This window comes from Acetobacter estunensis, assembly GCF_019083805.1.
GTDB lineage: Bacteria > Pseudomonadota > Alphaproteobacteria > Acetobacterales > Acetobacteraceae > Acetobacter > Acetobacter estunensis_A.
This window is the reverse complement of the sequence record NZ_JAHRDV010000003.1, coordinates 225,462-250,390: the sequence shown is the minus strand read 5'-3', so window position 1 is coordinate 250,390 and position 24,929 is coordinate 225,462. Positions and strand designations below refer to the sequence as shown.

Sequence of the window (24,929 nt, the reverse complement as noted above, 5' to 3'; positions counted from 1 at the left end):
GCTTTAAGATCTGACTGGCAGGAAAGAGGCAGGAGGATCTTCTGCCCATGACGCCCCAGCCCGCTTTATCCGTTCACACTGAGCGGGACGCCATTATCGCGCGCTGTCGCAAGCTGGAACTTGTGGAGGATTTCGCGGGTATGCGTCGGGAGGTGTTGCGGTATCTCGCGCACACTCCCGATGACGCGATTGCGTTGTCGTTATTGGCTCGCGCCCACTTCCGCCTCGGTCACCCGGTTCGGGCACTGGCACCTTTGGTGCGCTGTTGCCGCCATTCGGAACATTTCGTTTTTCGGCTGCTGTACGCTCATGCACTGAGTCGGGTGGGGCGTGCGGAAGAAGCTCTTGCGCAACTGGAGAACGGCGCACGGCGGATGCCCGAGACCAGTTTGTCCTTCTTCACGGCCGGCGTGGCGTTCGAAGGGATTGGGGAGACGGAGCGCGCCATCCGGTTCTACACCCGCTCTCTTGAACTGGAGCCGGGGGAACCATCGGTTTGCCACAGACTGGGGCGGCTTCTGCTTGCCACGTCCCAGACACAACGTGCCTTGGACCTTCTTTTGTGCGCAGCAAAAGGCAGTCCGGACAATCCCAACTGTCATCTCGACCTGAGTGTGGGGCTGGAACTGGTCGGGCGATTTGAAGAGGCACTGTCAGCGGTAGAGAAAGCCCTTACTCTGGAGCCGGACAATCTGGTCGCCCTGCATAATCGCAGCCATCTGCTCATCCTGCTCAATCGTTCCGTAGACGCTGTGGCGGCTGCCGAGGCAGCGCTTCGCGTGCAGCCCGCCTATCCCAAGACAGAATTTACGCGGGCCATGGCGTTGCTGAAATCGCGGCAATGGGAAAGGGGATGGGAGGCGTATGAATCCCGGTGGCGCTATTGCCAGACACCACGCACAGACATTCCGGCTCCTCTGTGGACAGGGGAAGACCTGCACGGACGCCGAATTCTTCTGCATACCGAACAGGGGTTGGGAGACTCTCTCCAGTTCATCCGCTTTGCGACATCTGTTGCGGCGTTGGGGGCGCATGTGTCCGTGGAGGCACCTCCACAGCTTCGACGGCTGTTTCAGCACGTGAAAGACGTGGCGGAGGCGGCCAGCTTTTTCCCCACGACGGCGACCTTCGATTATCATTGTCCACTTGCCAGTCTGCCTTATCGTCTGGGTGTGATCCCGGAACGCCTTTCACGTGAGCCGTATCTGTCCGTGCCCGCGTCCGAAGCTGAGGCGGGAAAACAGTTTGTCCGGGAACTGGCAAAGCCGCGTGCGGAAGATCTGGTTGTCGGTCTCGTCTGGTCGGGAAACCCGCGCCCTTACAAGGTTCGTTCCCACGCCATGGATCGTCGCCGCTCCATTTCGCTGGACGATCTGGCGCCGCTTTTTAGCGTGGCGGGCGTGCGGTTCGTCAGTTTCCAAATGGGGGAGGCGGCGCGACAGTTGCAGACCACCCGCCTGCCGGTGGTGAACGGCATGGTCGGGGTGAGGGATTTCGAGGACACCACTGCGCGGCTGATGGGCGTTGATCTGTTGATTTCCGTCGATACGTCGGTTGCGCATCTTGCCGGTGGACTCGGCCTGCCGGTCTGGATGCTGTCACGTTTCGATGGATGCTGGCGCTGGATGGAAGAGCGGGACGACACCCCGTGGTATCCCACCCTGCGTATCTTCCGGCAAAGCGTGCCGGGGGAGTGGTCGGATGTCATTGACGCGCTTCGTGCGCAGCTTGTGAAACGCGCGGCGCGACAGCCCGAAAAGGCTGCGAAATCCCGGACGCTCATGTCCGTCACATAAGGGGTGGCAGCGACCGCCGGAATGCAGACGCGAGGGCACGAGTGTCATGTGTAGGAAACCGTACCGCCATGTTGCTTGTAGAGTCTGTCGTCGCCTCTGGCGTTTCCCGCTCGGCCCCGGCATAAATCGCGCATGAAACTTCGCTTCGCGCCCAGTCCCACCGGCATGCTGCACGTCGGAAACGCCCGTCAGGCCATCGCCAACGCCCTCTTCGCCCGTCGTCACGGTGCGACGTTCCAACTGCGCATCGACGACACCGATACGGGTCGTTCGCGTGAAAGCTTCGCGGAAGCGATCCGCACGGATCTGACGTGGCTTGGCATCCGCTGGGACGAGACCTTTCGCCAGACCGAACGGCTGGACCGGTACGCCGCCGCTATCGAAGCGCTGAAAGCGTCCGGTCGTCTCTATCCCTGCTTCGAGAGCGAGCAGGAACTGGCCGCCAAGCGCGAGATGCGCATTCGCCAGCATAAGCCGCCGCTTTATGATCGCGCCATGCTCAAGCTCACGCCACAGCAGCGCGCACAGGCCGAAGCGAACGGCAAGGTGCCGTACTGGCGCTTCAAGCTAACCGATGGCAGCAAGAAGTGGAAAGACCTCGTGATGGGGGATTGTTCCGTCAAGCTCACCGCCATCTCCGATCCGGTGCTCGTGCGCGCCGACGGTACCGTGCTGTATACGCTGGCTTCCGTGGTGGACGATCTGGAAACGGGCATCACCCATATCATTCGTGGTGAAGACCACGTGACCAACACCGGCGTGCAGATCGACATTGCCGAGGCGCTGGGCGCCAAGCCAAACTGCTTCACCTTCGCGCATCTGCCGCTCCTTCTGGACGAGGGTGGCGGCAAGCTGTCCAAGCGTTTTGACGCGCTTTCGCTCAAGACAATGCGTCAGGATGGCGTGGAAGCTGAGGCTGTGGTGTCGTATCTTGCACGGCTGGGCAGTTCGGATGACCCGGAGCCGCTGCCATTCGATGAACTGGCCGCCACGTACGATCTTTCGCATATCTCGAAATCGGCCGCGCGTTTCGACATGCGCCAGCTTCTGGGGCTTAACCGCCGGGTGCTGGCCGCATTGCCGTTCGAAGCCGTGCGGGACCGTCTTCCGCAGGGGGCCACGGAAGCGTTCTGGCTGACGATCCGCAGCAATATCGAGCTGTTCTCCGAAGCCCGTCACTGGTGGGACGTGACGCATGGCGACATTGTCTCTCCCGTGCAGGAAGGCGACGAAGCCTACCTCGCGCAGGCCGCTTCTCTGCTGCCGCCCGCGCCGTGGGACGAGACGACATGGGCCACATGGACCGCCGCTCTGAAAGACGTGAGCGGACGCAGCGGCAAAGCGCTGTTCCGCCCGCTTCGGCTGGCGCTCACGGGTGAGGAACATGGACCCGAACTGCGCGATCTGCTGCCCATGATCGGCCCCGACCGGGCCAAGACGCGACTGCTCGTGGGGGTCTGAAAGAGTGCGGGGCCGTCAGGTAATCCTGCAACGGTCCCATCGTCTTCCCGCATGACCCGGCGTCTCTTCTGGTAAAACGGTTTCGGAAAACCATTGGCTTCAAAGACGTTTTTCTATTTTCTCTGTGGCCCCGTTGTCCAGCTCATGGAATGCCGCGACCGTGAAGGACGGGCTGGCATCCTGTGACAAACATTGACAGGAGAGGGGTGTATCCCGAACTCTCCTAATTATGGCCGACCCTCTGTTCCCCGCTGGCGATCACGAAGCCGGAAGCACGATTCATGTGTTTCCGGGGCGGCATGTGCTTGGACGGGTGGAAGCCGCGCGGTATCTCGGTATTACACCGCGTCGGCTGTTCCTGATGGAACTCGCACGCTGTGGTCCCGTGGCGCTGGAGCGTGGGCGCTACCGCACGGATGCGCTGGATGTTTACCGCGTGGAACTGTTCCTAAGCGCAGGCCTCCCAGCCTCGGAAGGGGAGCATCGCAACGGTCTGGCAGCCAGCCTGTCGCCAGCCGCTCCGGCCCCGCAGGATCCATTCATGGATATGGCCACGCAGCATGACCTGCTGGAAGTCGGCACATTCATCGGCGCGCGTGTCGCCATCGCGGTCGGTCTGATCGTGATCGTGCTGTCCCACACACCGCTCTCTCGCGTGCTGTTTCACGTCATTCGCTAGACGTCTCATCGGGCGAGGGCAGGAAAAGCGCGCGGTTCGCTTCCACTTCCCGGCGTAGAATGGAAGCAAGCTGGCGCAGTCGTGCGGTGTGTCCGTCATCGGCGCGGGTGATGAGCCAGTAACGACGTTGCAGAGTCATGGTGTGCGGCAGAACCCGCGCTAAACCCGGCTGGGTCGCGGCCACGAAAGCTGGCAGCACCCCCAGACATAGCCCGGCCGCTACGGCCGCCATTTGCGCCTGAATACTGGAATTCTGTATCCGCACGGAACGTGGCGAGATACCGAGGCTACCTAGATAATCCAGTTCCGGTGTAAAGAGCAGTTCGTCCACATATCCCGCGAACCGATGCGCCCCCAGATCTTCAGGCGCATCAATCGGTGGGTGAGCGGCCAGATAGGTGGGGCTGGCATAGATGAACAATCGGTAGTCGATCAGGGGCTCCGCTACGAAGCGATCGCCCGTCGGCGGTGTGGGGGCGACAGCTAGATCGGCCTGCCGTCGTGAGAGAGATACGATCTGCTGGATCGTCACCATTTCCACCGTGAGGTCGGGATGGGCTTGCGTCAGTATCCCGATACGCGGTGCAAGAAAGAAGTTGGCAAAGCCTTCCAGTGCGCTGATCCGCACCGTGCCGGAAAGACCGCCCTCCACATTCTCAGCGACTCGTCCGGCTTCCCGTTCCATGGCCTCGGCCACAGCCAGCAGACGTTCACCTTGTCGTGTGAGGGCGTAGCCCCGCAGGTGTCGCTCGAACAGGGTCAGCCCCGTCGCCTGCTCCAGTGACTGGACACGTCGCCCGACGGTGGCGTGGTCCACGCCCAGAGCACGGGCGGCCACCGACAGCGATCCCGCGCGCGCCACCGCCAGAAAGAACTGAAGGTCGCGCCAGTCCATCCCACGTTTCATGTCAGGGCTCTTTTCGGATTGTCTTCGCTTACGTGCATTCTTGCACATGCCATGGGCGAAAACGCGGAATTTTCGCACGTTGCCCCACACGCTAACGCCGGATCGTCAATCCGTGAGAGCTGGTTCGTCACGAGCCTTCTCCACGAGCAGCAAACACCCGACAACATGCAGGGGACGCTCATGACGACACTGGTTCTTCCTCCCTTCGTCCGCATCGGCGGCGGCGCTTTGAACGAGCTGCCCGATGCCCTTCGTCAGGCCGGGCTGAGTGCGCCCTTTGTCATCACAGACGGCTTCATGGCGTCGTCCGGTACGTTGGACCGCGTGCGCGATCTGCTGCGCGAGAACGGCATGGATCTGCGCGCCTTCACCGAAACCGTCCCGGACCCGACCGTGGCGTGTGTAAACGCCGCTCTCGCCCTTCTAAATGAGGGACGCCACGATTGCGTGATCGGTCTTGGCGGCGGCAGCCCCATCGACACGGCGAAGATGGTCGCCGTGCTCGCGACTCACGACACCACTCCCGCAGCGCTCAAGGTGCCGCATGTGCAGGACGCACCGGGGTTGCCGGTCATCGCCATTCCCACCACGGCGGGCACCGGCTCGGAGGCCACGCGCGTCACCGTGATTACGGATGAGACCACGGATGAGAAAATGCTCTGCATGGGAGCGGCCTATCAGCCCCGTATCGCCATCGTGGACTATGAACTGACGCTCTCCATGCCCGCGCGGCTGACCGCTGACACCGGCACGGATGCGCTGACGCATGCATTGGAGGCGTATGTCTCCCGGCGTGCCAGCCCGTTCACGGACGCGCTCGCGCTGACAGCGATGAAACGTATCTGGGACTGGCTTCCTACAGCCTGCACCGATCCGGGCAATCGGGAGGCCCGCGCCGCTGTGATGCAGGGCGCGTTCGAGGCGGGGATGGCGTTTTCCAATGCGTCCGTCGCCCTCGTTCATGGCATGAGCCGCCCCATCGGCGCGCATTTTCATGTCGCGCACGGGCTTTCCAACGCCATGCTGCTGCCGGAAATCACCGCGTGGTCGCTTTCGGGCAGTCCCGAGCGCTATGCTCGCGCTGCCTACGCGATGGGCATTGCTGGGTCGGAAGCCTCCGAGGGCGCGGCTGGGGATGCGCTCGTGTCCGCGCTTCGTGCGCGTAATGCGGAGATCGGCGTGCCAAGCCCGAAAGCGTTCGGACTGGATGCCGGTCGTTGGGACAACCTGTTGCCGCTCATGGCCGAGCAGGCGCTCGCCTCCGGCTCTCCCGCCAACAATCCGCGCGTGCCCACAGCTCCGGAAATCGTTGAGCTTTATCGTCGCGTCTGGGCCTGAACCGCCCTATCCGCACAGGAGGACCACCTCATGGCTCGTTCATCTTCTCAGCCCCGTTCCATGCATGGTCTCGTCTTCGCATCCAGCGTCGGCACCGTCATCGAATGGTATGATTTCTTCCTCTACGGCAGTCTCGCCATCTTTTTTGCCCGGTTGTTCTACCCACCGGGAGACGGCGTGGCAGCAACGCTTATCAGCGTGGCCACGTTTGCCACCGGCTTTGCCGTGCGCCCGCTGGGCAGTCTCGTCTTCGGGCATCTGGGCGATCGTTTCGGGCGCAAGGTGACGTTTCTCGCAACTCTGCTCATCATGGGCTGTTCCACTGCCCTGATCGGCTTCCTACCCACCTTTGCAACGGTAGGTTATGCCGCTCCCGTGCTGCTGATTCTGCTGCGCATTATTCAGGGTCTGGCGCTGGGCGGGGAATATGGCGGCGCGGCCACCTATGTGGCCGAGCACGCTCCTCCGCATGAGCGCGGCAAGTGGGCAAGCTACATTCAGGCCATGGCTTCGGGCGGCTTTATCCTCTCCCTGGGCATGGTGCTGGGCCTTCGTCTGGGGCTGGGAGAAGGCGAGTTCGAGAACTGGGGCTGGCGTCTGCCGTTCCTCGTCTCGATCGTGCTCGTGGGGGTGTCGTTCCGTATCCGTATGCGGCTGCACGAATCTCCGGTGTTTGAGGAGATGCGTGAGAAGCAGCAGCTCTCAAACTCACCCATCCGCGACGCCTTTTCCATTCCGGGCAATGCGCGGCGGATCGTCATGTTCCTCTTTGGCGTCGCCTGCGCGCAGGCCGTCACATTCTACACGGCCCAGTTCTACGCTTTGTATTTCCTCCAGAGCGTGATGAAGGTGGCCTTCCTTCCCGCGACGCTGGCTGTGGCGGTCGGGGCGCTGTGCGGGCTGCCGTTCTTCGTCTTTTTCGGCGCATTGTCGGACCGCATAGGCCGCAAGCGGCTCTCGCTGATCGGCATGGCACTGGCCGTGGTGCTTTATCTGCCGCTGTTCATGGTACTGCGTGCCGCCGTGCACCCGAACGGCATCGACTTCCTGCCGGTCGCGCTGACTGTGTTCGCGCTCGTTACCATCGCGGCCTTCATATACGGCCCCTATGGTGCGTTCATTGTCGAAACCTTTCCCGCGAATGTCCGCTACACCTCAATTTCCATTCCCTACCATATAGGTAACGGAATCTTCGGTGGGTTCCTGCCGCTCATCAGCCTGAGCCTTGTCTCACGCACGGGCAACGTGTTCGCGGGTCTGCTTTATCCCATCGCCATCTGTGCCGTGAGCTTCGTCGTGACGTGGTTGTTCGTGCCCGAGACGTTGCCGCGCAATGCGGATGCAACCCGCACCGCTCGTCCTCTTTCCGGCTTCGCTCCTCCTTCCGATCAGACGGCCTGATCGCGCATTTTCCCACACAAGGACCGACATCATGATTCTCATTTCTCATCATATCGCCGGCCTTCGGACCGAAGGTCACGGTAATCGCCGCGCGGATGTCTTCAATCCGGCGACCGGTGACGTCACGGCACAGGTTGTCCTCGGTGAGCAGGCCGATCTGGACGCTGCTGTAGCAGCGGCCCGCAAAGCTTTTCCGGGTTGGGCCGAGACGCCGCCGCTGACGCGCGCCCGTGTCCTGTTTCGTGCCCGTGACCTGATCGAGAAGCACGCGGACGAACTTGCCTCTATTATCACCGCCGAGCATGGCAAGATACATTCGGACGCCAAGGGCGAAGTCACACGCGGTCTGGAAGTCGTGGAATTCGCGACCGCAGCGCCTGAGTTGCTCAAAGGCGAATTTACAGAACAGGTCAGCCGGGGGGTGGATGCCTTCACATTGCGTCAGCCTCTGGGGATTGTCGCGGGCATCACACCTTTCAATTTCCCCGTGATGGTGCCGCTGTGGATGGCGCCGATGGCCATTGCCACAGGCAACTGCTTCATTCTCAAGCCCTCCGAACGCGATCCGTCCGCCGCACTTCTGCTGGCTGACATTTTCAAGGCGGCGGGACTGCCTGATGGCGTGTTTCAGGTTGTGCAGGGCGACAAGGATATGGTGAACGCCATTCTTGAACATCCCGAGATACAGGCCGTCAGTTTCGTGGGTTCAACACCCATCGCCAAGCACGTTTATTCAACGGGCACGGCGCACGGAAAGCGTGTGCAGGCATTGGGAGGTGCAAAGAACCACGCCATCGTCATGCCGGACTGCGATCTGGAAAAGACCGTCGATGCGCTGATGGGTGCGGCCTATGGCTCGGCAGGAGAGCGGTGCATGGCGATCTCGGTCGCGGTGGCCGTGGGGCCTGTGGCCGATCCGCTGGTCAAGGCGCTGGCCGAACGTGCGCGTTCGCTGCGTATCGGCAATGGCACGGACGACAACAACGAAATGGGACCGCTGGTGACGGCGCAGCATCTCGCCCGTGTGCGGGGGCTGGTGAACTCTGGAGTGGAGCAGGGCGCGACATTGGTGGTGGATGGCCGCGACCATGTTGTGAGCGAGCATGAAAAGGGATTTTTCATTGGTGGATCGCTGTTCGATAACGTCACCAAAGAGATGGACATCTACCGTGAGGAAATCTTTGGTCCCGTATTGTGCGTGATGCGCGCACCGGATTTCAACGCAGCACTTTCTCTGGTCAATGACAGCCCTTATGGCAATGGCACCGCAATTTTCACCCGTGATGGTGATACCGCGCGCGCCTTCACTCACGGGGTGAAGGCGGGAATGGTCGGCGTGAATGTTCCCATTCCTGTGCCGATGGCGTTCCACTCCTTTGGTGGATGGAAAGACTCCCTGTTCGGGGATCATCACATGCATGGACCGGAGGGAGTGCGGTTCTTCACCCGCCTCAAGGCTGTGACCTCCCGCTGGCCACAGGGCATCCGTTCGGGTGCGGAGTTTGTCATGCCCACGCATGGGTGAAGCATTCGTCCCTGTCCCGGTTTGTCCGGGGCAGGGCGCGTTTTTCTCTTGCTCGCGCAAACGAGAACAAACTATGAACGCGGTATGGGGAAGACTCTACGCGAACGACTGGCGATCCTCGCGGATGCCGCAAAATACGATGCATCCTGCGCGTCCAGCGGCACGACGCGACGGACTTCGAAGGACGGTGGTCTCGGCTCGACACAGCAATCGGGCATCTGCCACGCTTATGCTCCCGATGGCCGTTGCATCTCGTTGCTGAAAATCCTTCTGACCAATTTTTGCATTTTTGACTGCGCCTACTGCATCAATCGCTCATCAAGCAACGTGGAACGTACCCGATTTACGGCGGAAGAAGTGGTGTGGCTGACGTTGGAGTTTTATCGGCGCAACTACATCGAAGGGCTGTTTCTTTCTTCGGGCATCATTCGTAGCCCGGACTACACGATGGAGCAGCTTGTGCGTGTCGCGCGCGATCTGCGGCAGGGGCATGGATTCAAAGGCTACATCCACCTCAAGACTATCCCCGAAGCTTCCCCTGCGCTGATTGAAGAGGCGGGGTTATTCGCGGATCGTCTGTCCATCAATATCGAGCTGCCGACCGACACGGGCATTGCCGAATTCGCGCCCCAGAAACAGCCCGCGCAGATCCGCAGAGCGATGGGTGGCGTGCGCCTGCGCATGGAGGCCGCAAAAGAACCGACATTGCAGACGAAGCGCCGCCAGAAATTTGCGCCCGGTGGACAGTCTACCCAGATGATCGTGGGGGCCGACGGGGCGAGCGACGCGACGATCCTCGGCACCTCTTCGCGGCTTTACAGCGGCTATGGATTGCGCCGGGTGTATTACTCCGCCTTCAGCCCCATTCCGGATGCTTCCGCCCTTCTCCCCGTTCTCAAACCACCGCTCCTACGTGAGCATCGGCTCTATCAGGCAGACTGGCTCTATCGGTTTTATGGGTTTTCCATTGACGAGATCACCGCAGCGCAACCGGATGGAATGCTCTCGCTCGATCTCGATCCCAAGCTCGCCTGGGCGCTGGCTCATCGGGAAATGTTTCCCGTGGACGTGAACACGGCTCCGCGCGAGATGCTTCTGCGCGTGCCAGGACTGGGCACGCGCGGCGTAGCGAGCGTGCTGGCGGCACGCCGTCATCAAGCACTGACACTGGAAGACCTCGCCCGTATGCGTGTGTCGCTGCGCAAGGTGAAGCCCTTTCTCTGTGCCCGTGGGTGGTCCCCTTTGCAGCTTTCAGATCGCGTTGATCTGCATGCACTCTTTGCACCCGAACCCGAACAGATGTCGCTGTTCTGATGCTGCGCGTGGGTCTTGCAAGCCATGCGGATGTGAGCGAGTGGCGCGAGGTGGCCCGGACATTGCTCATGGCGTCCGTGCCACCGAAGGACATCGACTGGCATACGGGAGAGGGCGGCGACCTGTTCGGACAATCGGCTAATCCATTGCCGAAGATTCCCTTACGTGCCGCTCGTCCGCATGTGACACGCGCTTTCATGGATATGGCTGCCACAGTGCTGTGTCATGCATCCTCCACGCGGTTGCCCGTGCTGTATCGGCTTCTGTGGCGATTGCAGACCACCCGTGGCCTGTTGGGGTTTGCGCCCGATCCGGATGTGAATGCGGCCAGGGTCATGGAGAAAGCCGTGCGTCGGGATGGACACAAGATGAAGGCCTTCGTGCGGTTTCGCGAAATACCCGCACAGACAGATGAACGGCGGCGTTTCGTGGCGTGGTTTGAGCCGGATCATTACATCGTGGGGCGAACAGCGCCGTTCTTTTCTGCCCGTTTTGGCGACATGGACTGGATGATCCTCACACCGAAAGGCAGCGCTGCTTTTGAAGGTGGAGAACTGACACTCTCCGAAGAGCCCGCCACGCAGCCGTCTCTTGAGGATGTGACCGAAGCGCTGTGGACGACCTATTTTGCGTCCACTTTCAATCCGGCACGGCTGAAGGTGAGAGCCATGCAATCGGAGATGCCGAAGAAATACTGGCGTAATCTGCCCGAGGCCGCGCTTATTCCCCAACTGGTGGCATCTGCGGGTAAACGTGTGGAACAGATGGCGGCACAGGCTCTCCAGATGCCGCCGGTTTTTCATGAACGTCTGACCGCGCGACGGGATCAAAAGAAAACGCCCGTGATTGCATCCTGTGCTTTCACGCGATTGCAGGAAGATGCCACGGCTTGCACACGCTGTGTCTTGCACGCCTGTGCGACACAGGCCGTGGCAGGAGAAGGAACAGGCAGGGATGGCCTGATGTTCGTGCTTGAGCAGCCAGATGATCGGGATGATCTGACAGGCCGTCCCCTTTCCGGGACTCCGGGGCAGATTATGGACGCGCTTCTGGCGCAGCTTGGTCTGACACGTCAGGAAGTCCGCATCACACACGCTGTTCGGCATGCCGCTTTTGTTGCGAGTGGGCGCACACGCACGTTACGTCCGCCTCTGGCACTGGAAATCAGCGCCTGCCATCACTGGTTGGAGAAAGAGGTGGCGCTGGTTCGCCCCCGACTTGTCGTGACGATGGGAAAAGCAGCGGCTCTCTCGGTGTTCGGATCTTCCATGAATGAAGACGTTTCAAGTGGTGTGATGAGAGAGACGGTTTTCGGCGTGCCGGGCATGGCGGCTTCAGCTATGCCCGCAACACAGAAAGGACTAGCTTCTTTTTATAAGGAAATGATGGCGGTGAAAAATTTCATTGTTTCCTGAAATGGGTTTCCGCATCAGTCAGTTCAACGAAACCTCATGGAATCTCAACCGGGAGATTCTGTCTTAGGCCTGTACTCCGCCAATTGTATTGGTGCCGTTTAGTTCCTGATGAACGGAGCTGCGGCTTTGGGGATGCCCCCTTCAATAGGCAGTTCAGGATTGCGGGACCATTCATTCCATGAGCCCATATATATACGCAGCTTTTGAAATCCTGCTTCCGATAGAGCGACATAGGTGTTGGCGGCCCGTGCGCCCTTGAAGCAGTAGATGATGATGTCGTCTTCGGGCATCAGACCACGGGAACGTGCCAAAGTATGAACTTCTTCTTTTGAACGAAAGGAAGCGTGGTCTTCGGTGATGTGCATGAAATCGTACCACTCGATCCAGACCGCTCCCGGAATACGTCCTTTGCGCGGAGCAAAATCGATTCCGTAGGGCGATGAGCTTTGTGCCATCCATTCAACCTGATCGCGATTATCGAGAAGTTTGATGTTAGGATCACCCAGAGCCTGAAACACATCTTCATACGTTGCCATCAGACGGGATTGAATATTGATCGGAAAAGTCGTGCGAACGGGTGTGGTTGTTTCGGTTGTCAGCACACCACCTGCCTGCTTCCATGCGCTCAGGCTGCCGTCGAGAATCCCCACCTTTGGGTATCCCAGATAACGCAATATCCAATAGCCGCGACAGGATCCGCCATAACGGGTATGCAGCGCATCTTCATAGACAAGCGCTGTTTTTTCTCCATCGAGACCATAGCCTGAGAAGAGATCGGTAAACGTGTTCTGAAGTGTTTTCAGACCTTCAGGCGTTGTTTCGGCCAGATAGGTGAAGATGTCGGGCATGTTGACAGCACCCGGCAGATGTCCGGCATCGAAATCCTTCCGGTCACGCACATCAATCAACACCACTTTGTCCGCGGCGATAAGATCCTGAACCTGTTTGGGGGAATAAAGGACAGCTTGCCGCATTCTGATTCTCCATGGCTGTTGGATGTCTCCAATTTAACAGCCACTTCGATCGGTCTGTTAGGTGCGCTCATGCGTTGCCGTTATGGTCCAAGCAGGTAGTTGCTCGGATCAGAAAATCCTTGTGGAATTATCTGCTCTTGTCGGAGTTGTTCTTAATGGTTTCTATAAAATGAATTTTTACATAACCTCATGGCTGGTGAAGCCGGTGTCATCAAAAGTAGTCCGCAATATTGTGCTGGCAGCAGAAGCAAAACGGATTGCGGTTTTGAAGACAGCATGAGGGGATATCCAGCCTCTGGGCATTAAAAACCGGAGGGCTGGACCTATCTGTAAGCAACCAACCGTTATCCCGGTAGTCCCGCCGGGTTCGGATGCTCGATGATGTTGAGCACAGCCGCACTCGTCTCCTCAATGGAGCGGCGCGTCACGTCGATTACCGGCCAGCCGTGGCGGGCGCACAGGCGCTTTGCCCAGAGTAGTTCGCCGCGCACTTCCTCCGGATCGACATAGCTTGTCGAGCGCATCGAGGCCGGATTTCCGCCGCTGACCATGGTGATCAGACGTGTGCGCCGGATTTCGATGAGGGAATCCGGGTCGATTGTCAGGCCGATCACTGGAACCTTGATGTCGAACAGTTCGGGCGGCAGCGGCGTGTCAGGCACAAGCGGCACATTTGCCGCCTTGATCCCTTTGTTGGCGAGGTAGAAGCAGGTCGGCGTCTTAGACGCGCGTGAAACGCCGACAAGGACGACATCCGCCTCGCGCAACTCGCGCGTCTGCTGTCCGTCATCGTGCTCGATCACGTAGTGCATGGCGTCGATCCGACGAAAATAGTTTTCGTCCATGACATACTGGCCGCCTGCGGAACCCTCGCTTGCCTGTGTGCCTGTCACGCCTTCGAGGAAGTTGAGCGTGTTCTTCATCACGTCCAGCAGCTTCACGCCCAGCCGTAAGCAGCCTTCCTCAAGATCCATCTGAAGCGCGGCATCGGTCAGCGAGGACAGCACCGGACCCGGTTCGCTCGCCACGCCTTTGATGACCTGTCGAAGCTGTGCGCGGGTGCGCACGAGGTTCCAGTGACGAAACTCCAGTTCCACATCGGGAAAGTGCGGATCGCAGGCGCGCGCGAGAGAGTCCAGCGTCTGGCCGATTCCGCCGGAGACCAGATGGAGGGTGATGCTGCGCTGTTTCATCGCGACGGTTGTTCCTGTCCGAAAGTGGGAAGGTGCCCGAGTGGAAACTGTTGGCCCGTTCGGGAAAGGGAGACTAATGAAAAGGGGAGGGCTCCAATGGAGCGCCTCCCCTGATCGTGCAGTGAGTGGTTGCGGCGATCAGGACGTCGCGGCTTCCTTTTTCTTGTGGGCCAGAGCTGCCTGCGCCGCTGCCAGACGTGCCACTGGTACGCGGAAGGGAGAGCAGGAGACATAATCCAGCCCAACGCTTTCGAAGAATGCGATGGAATCCGGATCGCCACCGTGCTCGCCGCAGACGCCAAGTTTCAGCTTCGCCTTCGTGCGACGGCCGCCCTCGACGCCCATACGCACCAGTGCACCCACACCTTCGCGGTCAATGGACACGAACGGGTCTTTCGGCAGCAGGCCATGATCGACGTAGTAAGGCAGGAACGAACCGGCGTCGTCACGCGACAGACCCAGCGTGGTCTGGGTCAGGTCGTTGGTGCCGAACGAGAAGAAGTCCGCGCTCTGGGCAATCTGGTCCGCCGTGATCGCAGCACGAGGCAGTTCGATCATGGTGCCGATCAGATAATCCAGCGTCGTATTCTGCTCCTTGAACACCGCCGCAATCTCGTTCTCCGCCACCTTGCGGGTGACGTCCAACTCCGTCTTCATGCCCACCAGCGGGATCATGATCTCAGGGATGATCGCTTCACCGGTTTCCTTGGAGACAAGGATCGCCGCTTCAATAATGGCGCGAACCTGCATCGCGTAGATCTCGGGATACGAGATGCCCAGACGGCAGCCTCGATGGCCCAGCATCGGGTTGGCTTCCGAGAGAGCGGAGCGACGGGCGCGAAGTGCGTCCACGCTCTGTCCCAGAGCCTTGGCCACTTCCTCGAGTTCCGCCTCACCATGCGGCAGGAACTCGTGCAGCGGCGGATCGAGCAGACGGATCGTGACGGGCAGGCCGCTCATGATGCGGAAGATGGACGCAAAATCGTCCCGCTGGAACGGCAGCAGCGCGTCGATGGCCTTTTTCCGCGTGGTCGGATCGTCGGCCATGATCATCTGGCGCACATGCCCGATGCGGTCGGGACCGAAGAACATGTGCTCCGTGCGGCTCAGGCCAATGCCTTCGGCACCGAAGCGGCGTGCCGTCTCGGCATCGTCCGGTGTTTCGGCGTTGGCGCGGACACGCAGACGACGTACTTCATCTGCCCAGCCCATCAATGTGCTGAAATCACCCGAGAGCGTTGGCGGAATGGTGGGAACCTTGCCGACATAGACAGCGCCCGTGCCGCCATCGAGGGTGATCCACTCACCGCCCTTGAGCGTCGTGCTGCCGACCGTCATGGTCTGCGCCTTGTAGTCCACATGGATGCTGCCAGCACCCGCCACGCAGACGCGGCCCATGCCACGTGCCACGACGGCGGCGTGTGAGGTCATGCCGCCACGCGTGGTCAGAACGCCGCGCGCCGCGTGCATACCGTGCACGTCTTCAGGCGAGGTTTCGATGCGGACAAGAATCGCGTCCTTGCCCTGCGCCGCATATTCCTCGACCTCTTCAGCCGAGAACACGATGGCGCCAGCCGCCGCACCCGGCGATGCGGGCAGACCGCGCGCGAACAGGTTCTTCTCCGCCTTCGGGTCCAGCGTGGGGTGCAGAAGCTGATCGAGAGAAGCCGGCGGCACGCGACCGATGGCCTCTTCCTGTGTGATCAGCCCTTCACGCGCCATATCGATGGCGATCTTGAGAGCCGCCGCCGCCGTGCGTTTGCCCGAGCGTGTCTGGAGCATGTACAGCTTGTTGTTCTGGACCGTGAATTCGATGTCCTGCATGTCACGGTAATGCTTTTCCAGAATCTCGCGCACACGCATGAGTTCCTGATAAGCGTTCGGCAGCACCTTCTCCATGGGAGACTGATCGGGCGTCGCGCGCTCGGCGGACATGGGCTGCGGCGTGCGGATGCCCGCCACCACGTCCTCGCCCTGCGCGTTCACCAGATACTCGCCGTAGAAGATGTTCTCGCCGGTGGACGGATCGCGCGTGAAACACACACCTGTCGCACAGTCGTTGCCCATATTGCCGAACACCATCGCCTGCACGTTGACGGCGGTGCCCCAGCTTGCGGGAATGTCGTGCAGCTTGCGGTAGGTGTTGGCGCGCGGGTTCATCCATGAGCCGAACACGGCGCTGATCGCGCCCCAGAGCTGCTCCTGCGGATCGGCAGGGAAGGGCTTGCCCGTCTCCTTGAGCACGATTTCCTTGTAGCTCTCGACAATCTCGCGCCAGTCGTTGGCTTTGACAGCGGTGTCGTCGGTCACGCCAAGGGCGTGCTTGGCCTGCTCAAGGATGTCTTCGAAACGGTGATGCGGCACGCCCATGACGACGGAGCCGTACATCTGGATGAAACGGCGATAGCTGTCCCACGCGAAGCGCTCGTCATTGGAGGACTTCGCTAGTCCTTCCACCGTCTCGTCATTGAGGCCAAGGTTGAGGACCGTGTCCATCATGCCCGGCATGGAGACGCGCGCGCCCGAGCGGACCGAGACGAGCAGCGGCGCCTTGGAATCACCGAAAGTCAGGCCGACCGCATGTTCGATGCGATGCAATGCGGCAGCGACCTGTTCGGCCAGATCGGTCGGATAGCTGTTGCCGTTCTCGTAGTACGCCGAGCAGACCTCGGTCGTGATGGTGAAGCCAGGCGGAACGGGCAGCCCGATGGACGCCATTTCCGCCAGGTTGGCGCCCTTGCCGCCAAGCAGATTGCGCATGTCGGCGCCACCTTCATTGAGGCCGCCACCGAAGCTGTAAACCCATTTCGTCATGATCGTCGCCCTCCGAGAGCGGTGCGCCTCCTTCGAACGGCCTTTCCTTTCCCGGGGAAAAAACCGTTTGGGCACATTCCGCTGGAATCAGGTGTTGTTTTCAGTTTCTTGTTCTTGTCCGATCCCGGGTGGCCGGTACCATGGCAGGGATTTGGGCGTTCGGCAATTCGTCTTTTGGAGAGAAACTCCAAAAAATCGCAGTCGGCTGCGGTTCAAAGTCCAGCCAGTTGACGCCAGCCCGCTTCGTCCAACGTGTCGATCCCAAGTTCGGCAGCCTTGCGTGCCTTGGAGCCGGCATCCGCCCCCAATACGACCAGATCCGTCTTTCGGGAGACGCTGTCCGTCACCTTGGCGCCCAACCGTTCCGCCGTCGCTTTTGCCTCGGGCCGTGTCATGGTGGTCAGCGATCCCGTGAAAACAATGACCTTCCCGGCAAGCGCACCGCCCTCGGTCGCGACTTCATCCTCAACGGTCACATAGTGGAGCAGATCGTCGAGTGTCTGTTGGTTATGGGGTTCGGCAAAGAATCCCACAATCTCATCGGCAATCGCGGCACCGATGCCCGTGATCTCGCCCAGTTCCTGCCGTGCTTCGGAGCCGACGATGTGTGCGGCCTCCATCTGCGTGCGCCATTGTGCGAACGAGCCGTAATGCCGCGCCAGCAGACGCGCGTTGTTCTCGCCCACCCGTCGGATGCCGAGCGCGAAGATAAAGCGTGGCAGGGAAATCGTGCGCCGCGCTTCAATGGCTTTCACCAGCTTGCGCGCGGACGTCACGCCCCATCCTTCGCGCTTGGCGATCTGGGCTTCATGTTCGGGCAGACGAAAGATGTCTCCCGGCGCTTTCAGCAGTCCGATATCGTGGAATTCGGCAATGCTTTTGTCGCCCAGACCGTCGATGTCGAAGGCTGTGCGGCTGACGAAGTGCACCAGCCTCTCCACCACCTGCGCAGGGCAGGTGAGGCCGCCGGTGCAGCGCAGCACGGCTTCGCCCGGTACACGCTCGGCCGTCGCCCCGCACACCGGACAATGATCCGGCATGACAAAAGGCGCCATCCGCTCACGCCCTTCTTCGGGCACCACAGCCAGCACTTGTGGGATCACGTCCCCAGCGCGCTGGATACGCACCAGATCGCCCACGCGGATGTCTTTGCGGTCAATTTCGTCCTGATTGTGCAGTGTCGCGCGGGCTACCAGCACACCACCCACATTGACCGGTTCCAGATGCGCCACGGGCGTGAGCGCTCCCGTGCGGCCGACCTGTACTTCGATCGAGAGCAGTCGTGTCACCGCCTGTTCGGCGGCGAATTTCCACGCGATGGCCCAGCGCGGAGCCCGTCCGGCAAAGCCGAGCCGTTCCTGCAAGGCAACATCATCGATTTTGTAGACCACGCCGTCGATATCGTAATCGAGTGTAGCGCGCTCGTGCGTGATGCGCTCCTGAAACGGTTCCGCCTCATCCTTACCTGCAAGGCGGGTGGACAGCGGATTGACTGTGAACCCCCATGCCCGAAGTTGCTCCAGATACGCCCAGTGCGTGCTGGCTACGGGTTTTGAGGAGAAGCCCATGGCATAGACAAAGAGAGAAAGTGGACGTCGCGCCGTCACTTTCGGATCGAGCTGACGAAGAGAGCCGGCAGCGGCGTTGCGCGGGTTGGCGAACAGTTTCTGTCCGGCCTCTTCCTGTGCGGCGTTGATGGCAAGGAATGCCTCTTTGCCCAGGAACACTTCACCCCGGATTTCGATCAGGTCCGGTGCGCCACCTTTCAGGCGCAAGGGCAGGTTCTTCAGTGTGCGAATGTTGGCGGTGACGTCTTCTCCAACGGTGCCGTCACCGCGTGTGGTGCCTCGTACAAAACGGCCTTTTTCATAGGTCAGACTTATGGAAAGACCATCGATCTTGGGTTCGGCAACGAAGGCGAGGGCCGCTTCCTGCTCCGCATTCAGGCCCAGAAAACGAGCAGCGCGCGTGATGAACGCCTCGAAGTCTTCCGCATCGAACACATTGTCCAGCGAAAGCATGGGCACCAGATGCCGATGCTTGCTGAAGGCACCGTCAAGTGCCGCGCCTACCTGAAAGCGGGGGCTGTCCATGCGGATGAGTTGTGGGAAGCGGTCTTCGATGTCTTCATTGCGCTTGCGCAGGGCATCGAATTCCGCATCGGACACTTCGGGCGCATCCAGCGTGTGATAGGCATGATTCAGCCGCGCGATGAGAACGGCCAACCGCGCCAGTTCTTTCGCTGCCTGCGCTTCGTCCAGCGCATCGACCGGTAGGGCCGCTGTGTCCATCACCGTTTCTCCAGAAGACTTTCCGCTGCCGCGCGTGCGGCGTCCGTCACCACGTCTCCAGCCAGCATCCGCGCGATTTCCTCGCGGCGCTCAGGGGCGGGGAGTGGGGAGGCATTGGTCTGGGTCTGACCATTCTTTACGATCTTGCCGATGCGCAGGTGATGGTTGGCCGCCGCCGCCACTTGTGGTGAGTGGGTGACGGCAAGCACCTGCATATCACGCGCAAGGCGATGCAACCGCTCACCGATGGCTGCCGCCGTAGCGCCACCCACGCCCGAATCGATCTCATCGAACACGAGCGTGCCGATGACCGAGCGCCCCGCCAGCACCAGACGAATGGCCAGCATCAGGCGCGAGAGTTCGCCGCCCGATGCCACCTTGCCCAGAGGTCCGGGCGGCTGACCGGGGTTGGCGGCCAGCAGGAACGTCACCTGTTCGAGACCGGCCGCACTCCACTGCTCTTCCGCCAGCGGCGTGATCTGCGCCACGAAACGTGCGCGTTCGAGCTTGAGCGGTTTGAGTTCCGCTTCTACCGCCGCTTCGATCTTGCGGGCGGCCTTGGCGCGCGCGACGGAGAGATGTTCGGCGGCCTCCATGAATGTGCGTCGCGCTTCGGTGGCCGCCTGTTCCAGCGCCTCCAGTCGGGCGGTGCCACTTTCCAGCGCGTCCAGTCGCCCTTTTAGGCGCGTCAGCAGATCGGGAAGGTCTGTGACGGAGGTCTCGAATTTCCGGGCCGCTGCGCGGAGCGCAAAGAGACGCTCCTCCACCTGCTCCAAAAGGCGCGGGTCCACATCCTGATCCGCCACCAGTCGGGCCAGCAGGCTCTCGGCGTCCGCCAGCGCGTTTTCTGCGGCTTCGAGTGCGGCCAAGGCTTCCTGTGCCCCGGCTTGCTGCTGCGCGAATCCTTCGTCGAGATCGTCGTCCTGACCGGGAGCGGGCAGGAGTTTGTGCAGCGCGCGACTGGCCGCCCGCAATGCGGCGGCGGGGCCGGAATTGCGTCGATCCCGTGGATTGAGTTCGGAGAGTGCCGCCGCCACAGCTTCGCCGCGGCGTTCATTGCGTTGCAGGGCCTGCCGGTGGGCGGCCAGTTGCACTTCCTCATCCGTTTGCGGGGCGAGGGCGGAAAGCTCGTCTACCGCCAGCCGCAGCCATTCCTCTTCCCGGGCTGCCTCGCTCATTTCGCGTCGGGCAGCTTCAAGGGCGAGGCGCGCTTCGTGCCAGCCGATATAAAGACGTTTGACCTCTCGGCGTGTTTTGTCCGGCACACCGAAGGCATCGAGCAGATCGCGATGGGTGGTCGGATCGGCCAGCCCCATCTGTTCGTGCTGCCCCTGAATTTCCACGAGTGTGGAGGCGATGCGTCGCAGAAGGCCGATGCCGATCGGTTGGTCATTGACCCACGCACGGGACCGGCCATCGGCACCTACGACACGTCGCAGGATCAGCGGTTCTTCGTTATCGGCGGCAATGTCCTGTTCGGTCAGGATGGCCTGAACCGGATGGTCCGACGGTATTTCAAAGCTGGCCGTCACGCGGGCTTCATGAGCACCGGCGCGAATCAGCCCGGCATTGGCCCGTTCACCCAGAGCAAGACCGAGACTGTCGAGAAGGATGGACTTTCCCGCGCCCGTCTCGCCGGTCAGGGCTGTCAGGCCCGGGTGAAACGCCAGATCAAGGGATTCGATCAGCACGACATCGCGGATGGAGAGAAAACTCAGCATGGCGACTGCATTTCCCGCCTTTCAGAGATGAAAGGCAAGAGGGCGCCCCATGCAGGGACTTTCCTGTCCCCATTCCTGTCGGCAGTTGACCGATGTGATGATCGCCGAACTGGCCTCACGGTGCGCTGGTGCGTGCTCCGCGTGCCGAAGCCGGAACGCCACTATGTCCAAGATTGCCGGTCAGGGCTGAACCGCCACCGTCGGAAGACAGTTCGCTAGAAGAGACAGGTGAGACCGGCGCGGAAGACAGGGATGGCGGTGCATCCGCGCGGCCTACGTTATGGGCAGCGGACTGCGCGGGGCTGTCGGTCGTGCCTGCTGTGCCAGTTTTGGGGGCCGTAATGAGCTTGCCCGGAGCCGGCGTCTTGTCCGTAAGCAGCTTGTAGGATTTCAGAGTGTCGTAGGTGTAGCGATACCAGCGACTGTCGGGATAGTTGTAGGCCAGCACCGCTCCGGTGCGGCGGGCCTCATCCGTCAGGCCGAGATCGAGATAGACTTCCACAAGCCGTTCCAGTGCTTCGGGCACATGGTTGGTGGTCTGGAAATCCTGCAACACGCGCTGATAGCGCCCGATGGCGGCCTGATAGGATCGCTGTTCCTGATAATAGCGTCCGACAAGCATTTCCTTGCCAGCCAGATGGTCACGACAGAGATCGATCTTGAGCTGCGCATCGCGGGCGTATTTCGACTGCGGGAAGCGGGCGATCACGTCCTGAAGACGGGCCATGGCTTCGGCCGTCATCTGCTGATCGCGGCTGACGGCACCGATCTGTTCGTAATAGCACAGGGCCAGAAGATAGAAGGCATAAGCCGCGTCCGGGCTGGTCGGATGCAACTCGATGAAGCGATCGAGCTGCTGGGCCGCCTCGGGGTATTTGTTGCGCAGATAGTAGGCGTAGCCTTCCATCAACTGCGCGTTCGCGGTGTAGCCGGAATAGGGATAATTCTGCTGCAAGGCTTCGAACTGATCGGCTGCGACCTTGTAGCGTCGTGTGCGCAGCGCATCGATGCCGTTGTTATACAGCGTATCCGCCGAGCCGATGGCGACGGAGGGTTTCTCTTTCTGGCTGTTGAACATCGAGCAGCCGGAAAGCAGGGGAAGTGCCGCGCAGGCCATGGTGACAACCAGTCTCGACGACACTCTGGGGGGGATGCGCGAGGAGGGTTGCGGCACGTATCAACTCACTGTTCGGCGTGTTCAGACTGGGGCCGGTATAGCATGGATTCCCGCAGGCGGAAGGCTTCCTGATGCGCCTGCGCTTGTGGATGGGAAAGTTCAGGCGGCGCGGCGGTCTTCCTGCGTGGGAAGAGAGCCGGTTTCGCGCCAGTTGGCGCTGTCGGCAAACAGGGCGCGCAACAGCAGATTATTCAGGCGATGGCCGGATTTGTGTCCCACGAAGCAAGCCTTCAGCCAGCCACCGGCAAGAAAGAGATCGCCCACAGCGTCCAGCATCTTGTGCCGGACGAACTCGTCACGGATGCGCAGGCCATCCGGATTGAGAATACGGTCATCATCCACCACAACGGCGTTCTTGAGCGAGCCGCCGCGCGCCAGTCCGATCCGGTGGAGATGCTCGATTTCCGCGCGGTTGGTGAAGGTGCGGGAGGTTGCGAGTTCCCGGCGGAATGCCCCGTCTTCCAGTCTCAGCTTCAGATTCTGGCGACCGATGGCGCGGGCCGGAAAATCAATGGTCATATCCAACTGCTGCGTGGCGCAGGGATGAAGCTCCGCGAAGGCATCGCCGTCCTCTACTCGCACGGTTCTTTTGATCTCGATTTCGCGCCGCTGCGTCTTTTGTTCCACGCTTCCCGCGCAATCGAGGAGGAAGACGAAATCGGCGGCGGAACCATCGAGAACCGGCACTTCAGGACCGTCCACCAGCACCCGGACGTCATCAATACGGCTTCCACAAAGTGCGGCCATCAGATGTTCGATTGTGGCGATACGATTGCGCAAAGGATCGGCGGGATCACCGATGACTGTGCTCAGGCGTGTGTCCACAACATGATCGTAACGGGCCGGAAGCGGTGCGGCCCCGGCAATATCGATACGCTGGAACACGATCCCACTCCCTGCCGCAGCCGGTTCGAGAACGAGACGGATGGGAGAGCCCGTGTGCAGTCCTACGCCGGTGCAGGAAATGGGAAAGCGCAGTGTTCGCCGCCGTGGTGCACGTGAGGACACCTGTTTCGAACGAGCGGATACGGATGAGGGAAGGTCCACGGTCATGGACGCCAGCACATCATCGTCTGCTTTCGCCATGATGATGGGATCAATGCTGAGGGTGTCCATGAATATGCTCGCAATTGTGATGGGAAATAGGCCCATGAACCATGCAGCTACAATACGCGGCCACTTCAATGGTTCCAGTCACTGTTTATTGCGACCTATTACCAGACTGGAAGATAATTTTTCTTTTAAATCAATGAATTGGATACAATCTGTCACAGGGTGCATAAAAAAGAAATGGGCCGGAGCGTTACGTCCCCGGCCCATTCCCATGATTTACATGGACAGAAGCTGTGTCAGGACTGACGGCGCATGAAAGCCGGAATGTCCAGACCGCCATCGTCCGTTTGCGCCGGGCGTACGGTCGGAGAGGCGGGCTGCGGTGCGCGGGGAGCCGCGTTGACCTGCGGCGCAGACGCCTGAGGGGCGGGCTTCGCCTGAGGTTCTGGTGCCGGACGACGCAGAACGCCCGTCATCAGGCCGAACAGGCTACGTGGCTGCTGTACTGGCTCTGGTGCCCGGGGCTGCGGCTGCGCGGGGCGAGAGGTATCTGTGAACAGGCCGGCGCGGGGAGAACTGTGGCGCGCGGTGGTCTCTGCAGGAGCAGCTGCCTGCGGTTCCGCCCGCATGGCGGATTGTGGAAACAGACCGGAATGCGCGGTGGCCTCGCTCGCCTGCGTGGAGTGGGGCTGAGCGGACGTGCCGAAGGCCGCCTGCGGGTCGGCGGAAGCGGCAGCGCCGTCGTTTCCGGCAGCAGCACTCTGAGGAGCGGTTGCCTCGTTGTCTACGGCCAGATGCGGCTTGGCGGAGGGGATGTCGATGCCGGTGGCCACGACTGACACGCGGATTTTGCCTTCAAGCGTGGAATCGATGGCGGAACCGAAAATGATGTTCGCGTCTTCGGCCACTTCCTCACGGATGCGGTTGGCAGCCTGATCCACCTCGAACAGGGTGAGATCGTCGCCACCCGTAATGTTGATCAGCAGGCCACGCGCGCCCGACATGGAGGTGTCTTCCAGCAGCGGGTTGGAGATGGCTGCCTCCGCCGCCAGACGGGCGCGATCTTCGCCCTCGGCCTCACCCGTGCCCATCATGGCTTTGCCCATCTCGGCCATGACGGTGCGGATATCCGCGAAATCGAGATTGACCAGCCCATCGACCATCATCAGGTCGGTCACGCCACGCACGCCCATATAGAGGACGTTGTCGGCCATCTTGAACGCATCCTTGTAGGTGGTGCGCTCATTGGCCATGCGGAAAAGGTTCTGATTCGGAATGACGATCAGCGTATCGACATACTGCTGAAGTTCGGCAATGCCTTCCTCGGCAGCGCGTCCGCGGCGCGGTCCTTCGAAGCTGAACGGTTTGGTGACCACGCCCACCGTGAGGATGCCGCGCTCGCGCGCCATCCGCGCCACGATGGGGGCCGCTCCTGTGCCGGTGCCGCCGCCCATTCCCGCCGTGACGAACACCATGTGCGAGCCGTCAAGCTGACGCGCCAGTTCGTCGCCCGCTTCTTCTGCCGCCGCCCGGCCGATTTCAGGTTTTGCGCCCGCGCCCAATCCCTGTGTCAGATGTGGGCCAAGCTGGATGCGGCGATCGGCGCGGCTGTTGGAAAGCTGCTGCGCGTCCGTATTTGCGACGACGAACTCAACTCCCTTGAGGTCCGCGAGAATCATGTTGTCGACGGCATTGGTGCCGCCGCCTCCAACGCCGATCACAGTGATCTTGGGCGTGAAATCGGAGTGATTCTGAGGCGGGACGGTCAAGTTGAGAGTCATCTGCGCTTCCTTGGACGAGACATAGGCGGGGAGCCGTCACGGTATACCCGCGATGCGGCCTGTGAAACAGAAAGATGCTTATTTTGATG

General features: G+C 60.9%; 17 protein-coding genes. 8 read left to right on the top strand and 9 right to left on the bottom strand.

Annotated features, from left to right (window positions below; genetic code table 11):
• The first annotated feature begins 47 nt into the window (after positions 1 to 47).
• From KUA11_RS05850 to KUA11_RS05840, 3 genes are all read left to right on the top strand, one after another.
• Positions 48 to 1,796, top strand: coding sequence for a CDC27 family protein (locus tag KUA11_RS05850; protein WP_217409419.1), 1,749 nt, complete (start codon positions 48 to 50; stop codon positions 1,794 to 1,796).
• 132 nt (positions 1,797 to 1,928) lie between these two features.
• Positions 1,929 to 3,257 carry a glutamate--tRNA ligase gene (gene gltX / locus KUA11_RS05845; protein WP_217409418.1) on the top strand — a complete coding sequence of 443 codons (1,329 nt, stop codon included), beginning with the start codon at positions 1,929 to 1,931 and terminating at the stop codon, positions 3,255 to 3,257.
• 229 nt (positions 3,258 to 3,486) lie between these two features.
• On the top strand, positions 3,487 to 3,936 hold the full coding sequence (locus KUA11_RS05840) for a hypothetical protein (RefSeq protein WP_217409417.1): 450 nt from the start codon (positions 3,487 to 3,489) through the stop codon (positions 3,934 to 3,936).
• Here KUA11_RS05840 and KUA11_RS05835 read toward each other — a convergent pair.
• Complete coding sequence (locus tag KUA11_RS05835; RefSeq protein ID WP_217409416.1) at positions 3,926 to 4,843, bottom strand: LysR family transcriptional regulator; 918 nt, start codon at positions 4,841 to 4,843, stop codon at positions 3,926 to 3,928. The genes KUA11_RS05840 and KUA11_RS05835 overlap by 11 nt on opposite strands.
• A 180-nt stretch (positions 4,844 to 5,023) precedes the next feature.
• On the opposite strand from KUA11_RS05835, the gene KUA11_RS05830 reads away from it, so the two are divergent.
• The 5 genes from KUA11_RS05830 (at position 5,024) to KUA11_RS05810 (ending at position 11,836) form a co-directional block, all read left to right on the top strand.
• The gene (locus KUA11_RS05830; RefSeq protein WP_217409415.1) at positions 5,024 to 6,181 is read left to right on the top strand and encodes an iron-containing alcohol dehydrogenase; all 1,158 of its coding nucleotides are present in this window, start codon (positions 5,024 to 5,026) and stop codon (positions 6,179 to 6,181) included.
• Positions 6,182 to 6,211: 30 nt separating this feature from the next.
• Positions 6,212 to 7,582, top strand: a complete 1,371-nt coding sequence (locus tag KUA11_RS05825; RefSeq protein ID WP_217409414.1) for an MFS transporter — start codon at positions 6,212 to 6,214, stop codon at positions 7,580 to 7,582.
• Positions 7,583 to 7,613: 31 nt separating this feature from the next.
• Positions 7,614 to 9,107 (top strand): CoA-acylating methylmalonate-semialdehyde dehydrogenase, encoded by a 1,494-nt coding sequence (locus KUA11_RS05820; RefSeq protein WP_217409413.1) that lies wholly within the window; start codon positions 7,614 to 7,616, stop codon positions 9,105 to 9,107.
• A gap of 84 nt (positions 9,108 to 9,191) precedes the next feature.
• Positions 9,192 to 10,421: a putative DNA modification/repair radical SAM protein gene (locus KUA11_RS05815; RefSeq protein WP_217409412.1), complete on the top strand. Its 1,230-nt coding sequence runs from the start codon at positions 9,192 to 9,194 to the stop codon at positions 10,419 to 10,421.
• On the top strand, positions 10,421 to 11,836 hold the full coding sequence (locus KUA11_RS05810; RefSeq protein ID WP_217409411.1) for a TIGR03915 family putative DNA repair protein: 1,416 nt from the start codon (positions 10,421 to 10,423) through the stop codon (positions 11,834 to 11,836). Before KUA11_RS05815 ends, KUA11_RS05810 begins: the two co-directional genes overlap by 1 nt.
• Before the next feature lie 98 nt (positions 11,837 to 11,934).
• Here the strand turns inward: KUA11_RS05810 and KUA11_RS05805 are convergent, their stop codons facing one another.
• From KUA11_RS05805 to ftsZ, 8 genes are all read right to left on the bottom strand, one after another.
• On the bottom strand, positions 11,935 to 12,810 hold the full coding sequence (locus KUA11_RS05805) for a sulfurtransferase (protein ID WP_217409410.1): 876 nt from the start codon (positions 12,808 to 12,810) through the stop codon (positions 11,935 to 11,937).
• A gap of 344 nt (positions 12,811 to 13,154) precedes the next feature.
• Positions 13,155 to 14,003: a pyruvate, water dikinase regulatory protein gene (locus KUA11_RS05800; protein ID WP_217409409.1), complete on the bottom strand. Its 849-nt coding sequence runs from the start codon at positions 14,001 to 14,003 to the stop codon at positions 13,155 to 13,157.
• A 138-nt stretch (positions 14,004 to 14,141) separates the two neighbouring features.
• On the bottom strand, positions 14,142 to 16,817 hold the full coding sequence (gene ppdK, locus KUA11_RS05795) for a pyruvate, phosphate dikinase (RefSeq protein ID WP_217409408.1): 2,676 nt from the start codon (positions 16,815 to 16,817) through the stop codon (positions 14,142 to 14,144).
• A 212-nt stretch (positions 16,818 to 17,029) separates the two neighbouring features.
• Entirely contained in the window at positions 17,030 to 19,108 is a 2,079-nt protein-coding gene (gene ligA, locus KUA11_RS05790; protein WP_217409407.1) for an NAD-dependent DNA ligase LigA, read from the bottom strand.
• A complete protein-coding gene (gene recN / locus KUA11_RS05785) occupies positions 19,108 to 20,829 on the bottom strand; it encodes a DNA repair protein RecN (RefSeq protein ID WP_217409406.1) in 1,722 nt (573 codons plus the stop codon). The genes ligA and recN overlap by 1 nt, the downstream gene beginning before the upstream one ends.
• 115 nt (positions 20,830 to 20,944) lie before the next feature.
• The gene (locus tag KUA11_RS05780; protein ID WP_217409504.1) at positions 20,945 to 21,946 is read right to left on the bottom strand and encodes an outer membrane protein assembly factor BamD; all 1,002 of its coding nucleotides are present in this window, start codon (positions 21,944 to 21,946) and stop codon (positions 20,945 to 20,947) included.
• Positions 21,947 to 22,105: 159 nt separating this feature from the next.
• Complete coding sequence (gene lpxC, locus KUA11_RS05775; protein ID WP_217409405.1) at positions 22,106 to 23,122, bottom strand: UDP-3-O-acyl-N-acetylglucosamine deacetylase; 1,017 nt, start codon at positions 23,120 to 23,122, stop codon at positions 22,106 to 22,108.
• Positions 23,123 to 23,355: 233 nt separating this feature from the next.
• The gene (gene ftsZ / locus KUA11_RS05770; RefSeq protein ID WP_217409404.1) at positions 23,356 to 24,840 is read right to left on the bottom strand and encodes a cell division protein FtsZ; all 1,485 of its coding nucleotides are present in this window, start codon (positions 24,838 to 24,840) and stop codon (positions 23,356 to 23,358) included.
• Between the last annotated feature and the right edge of the window lie 89 nt (positions 24,841 to 24,929).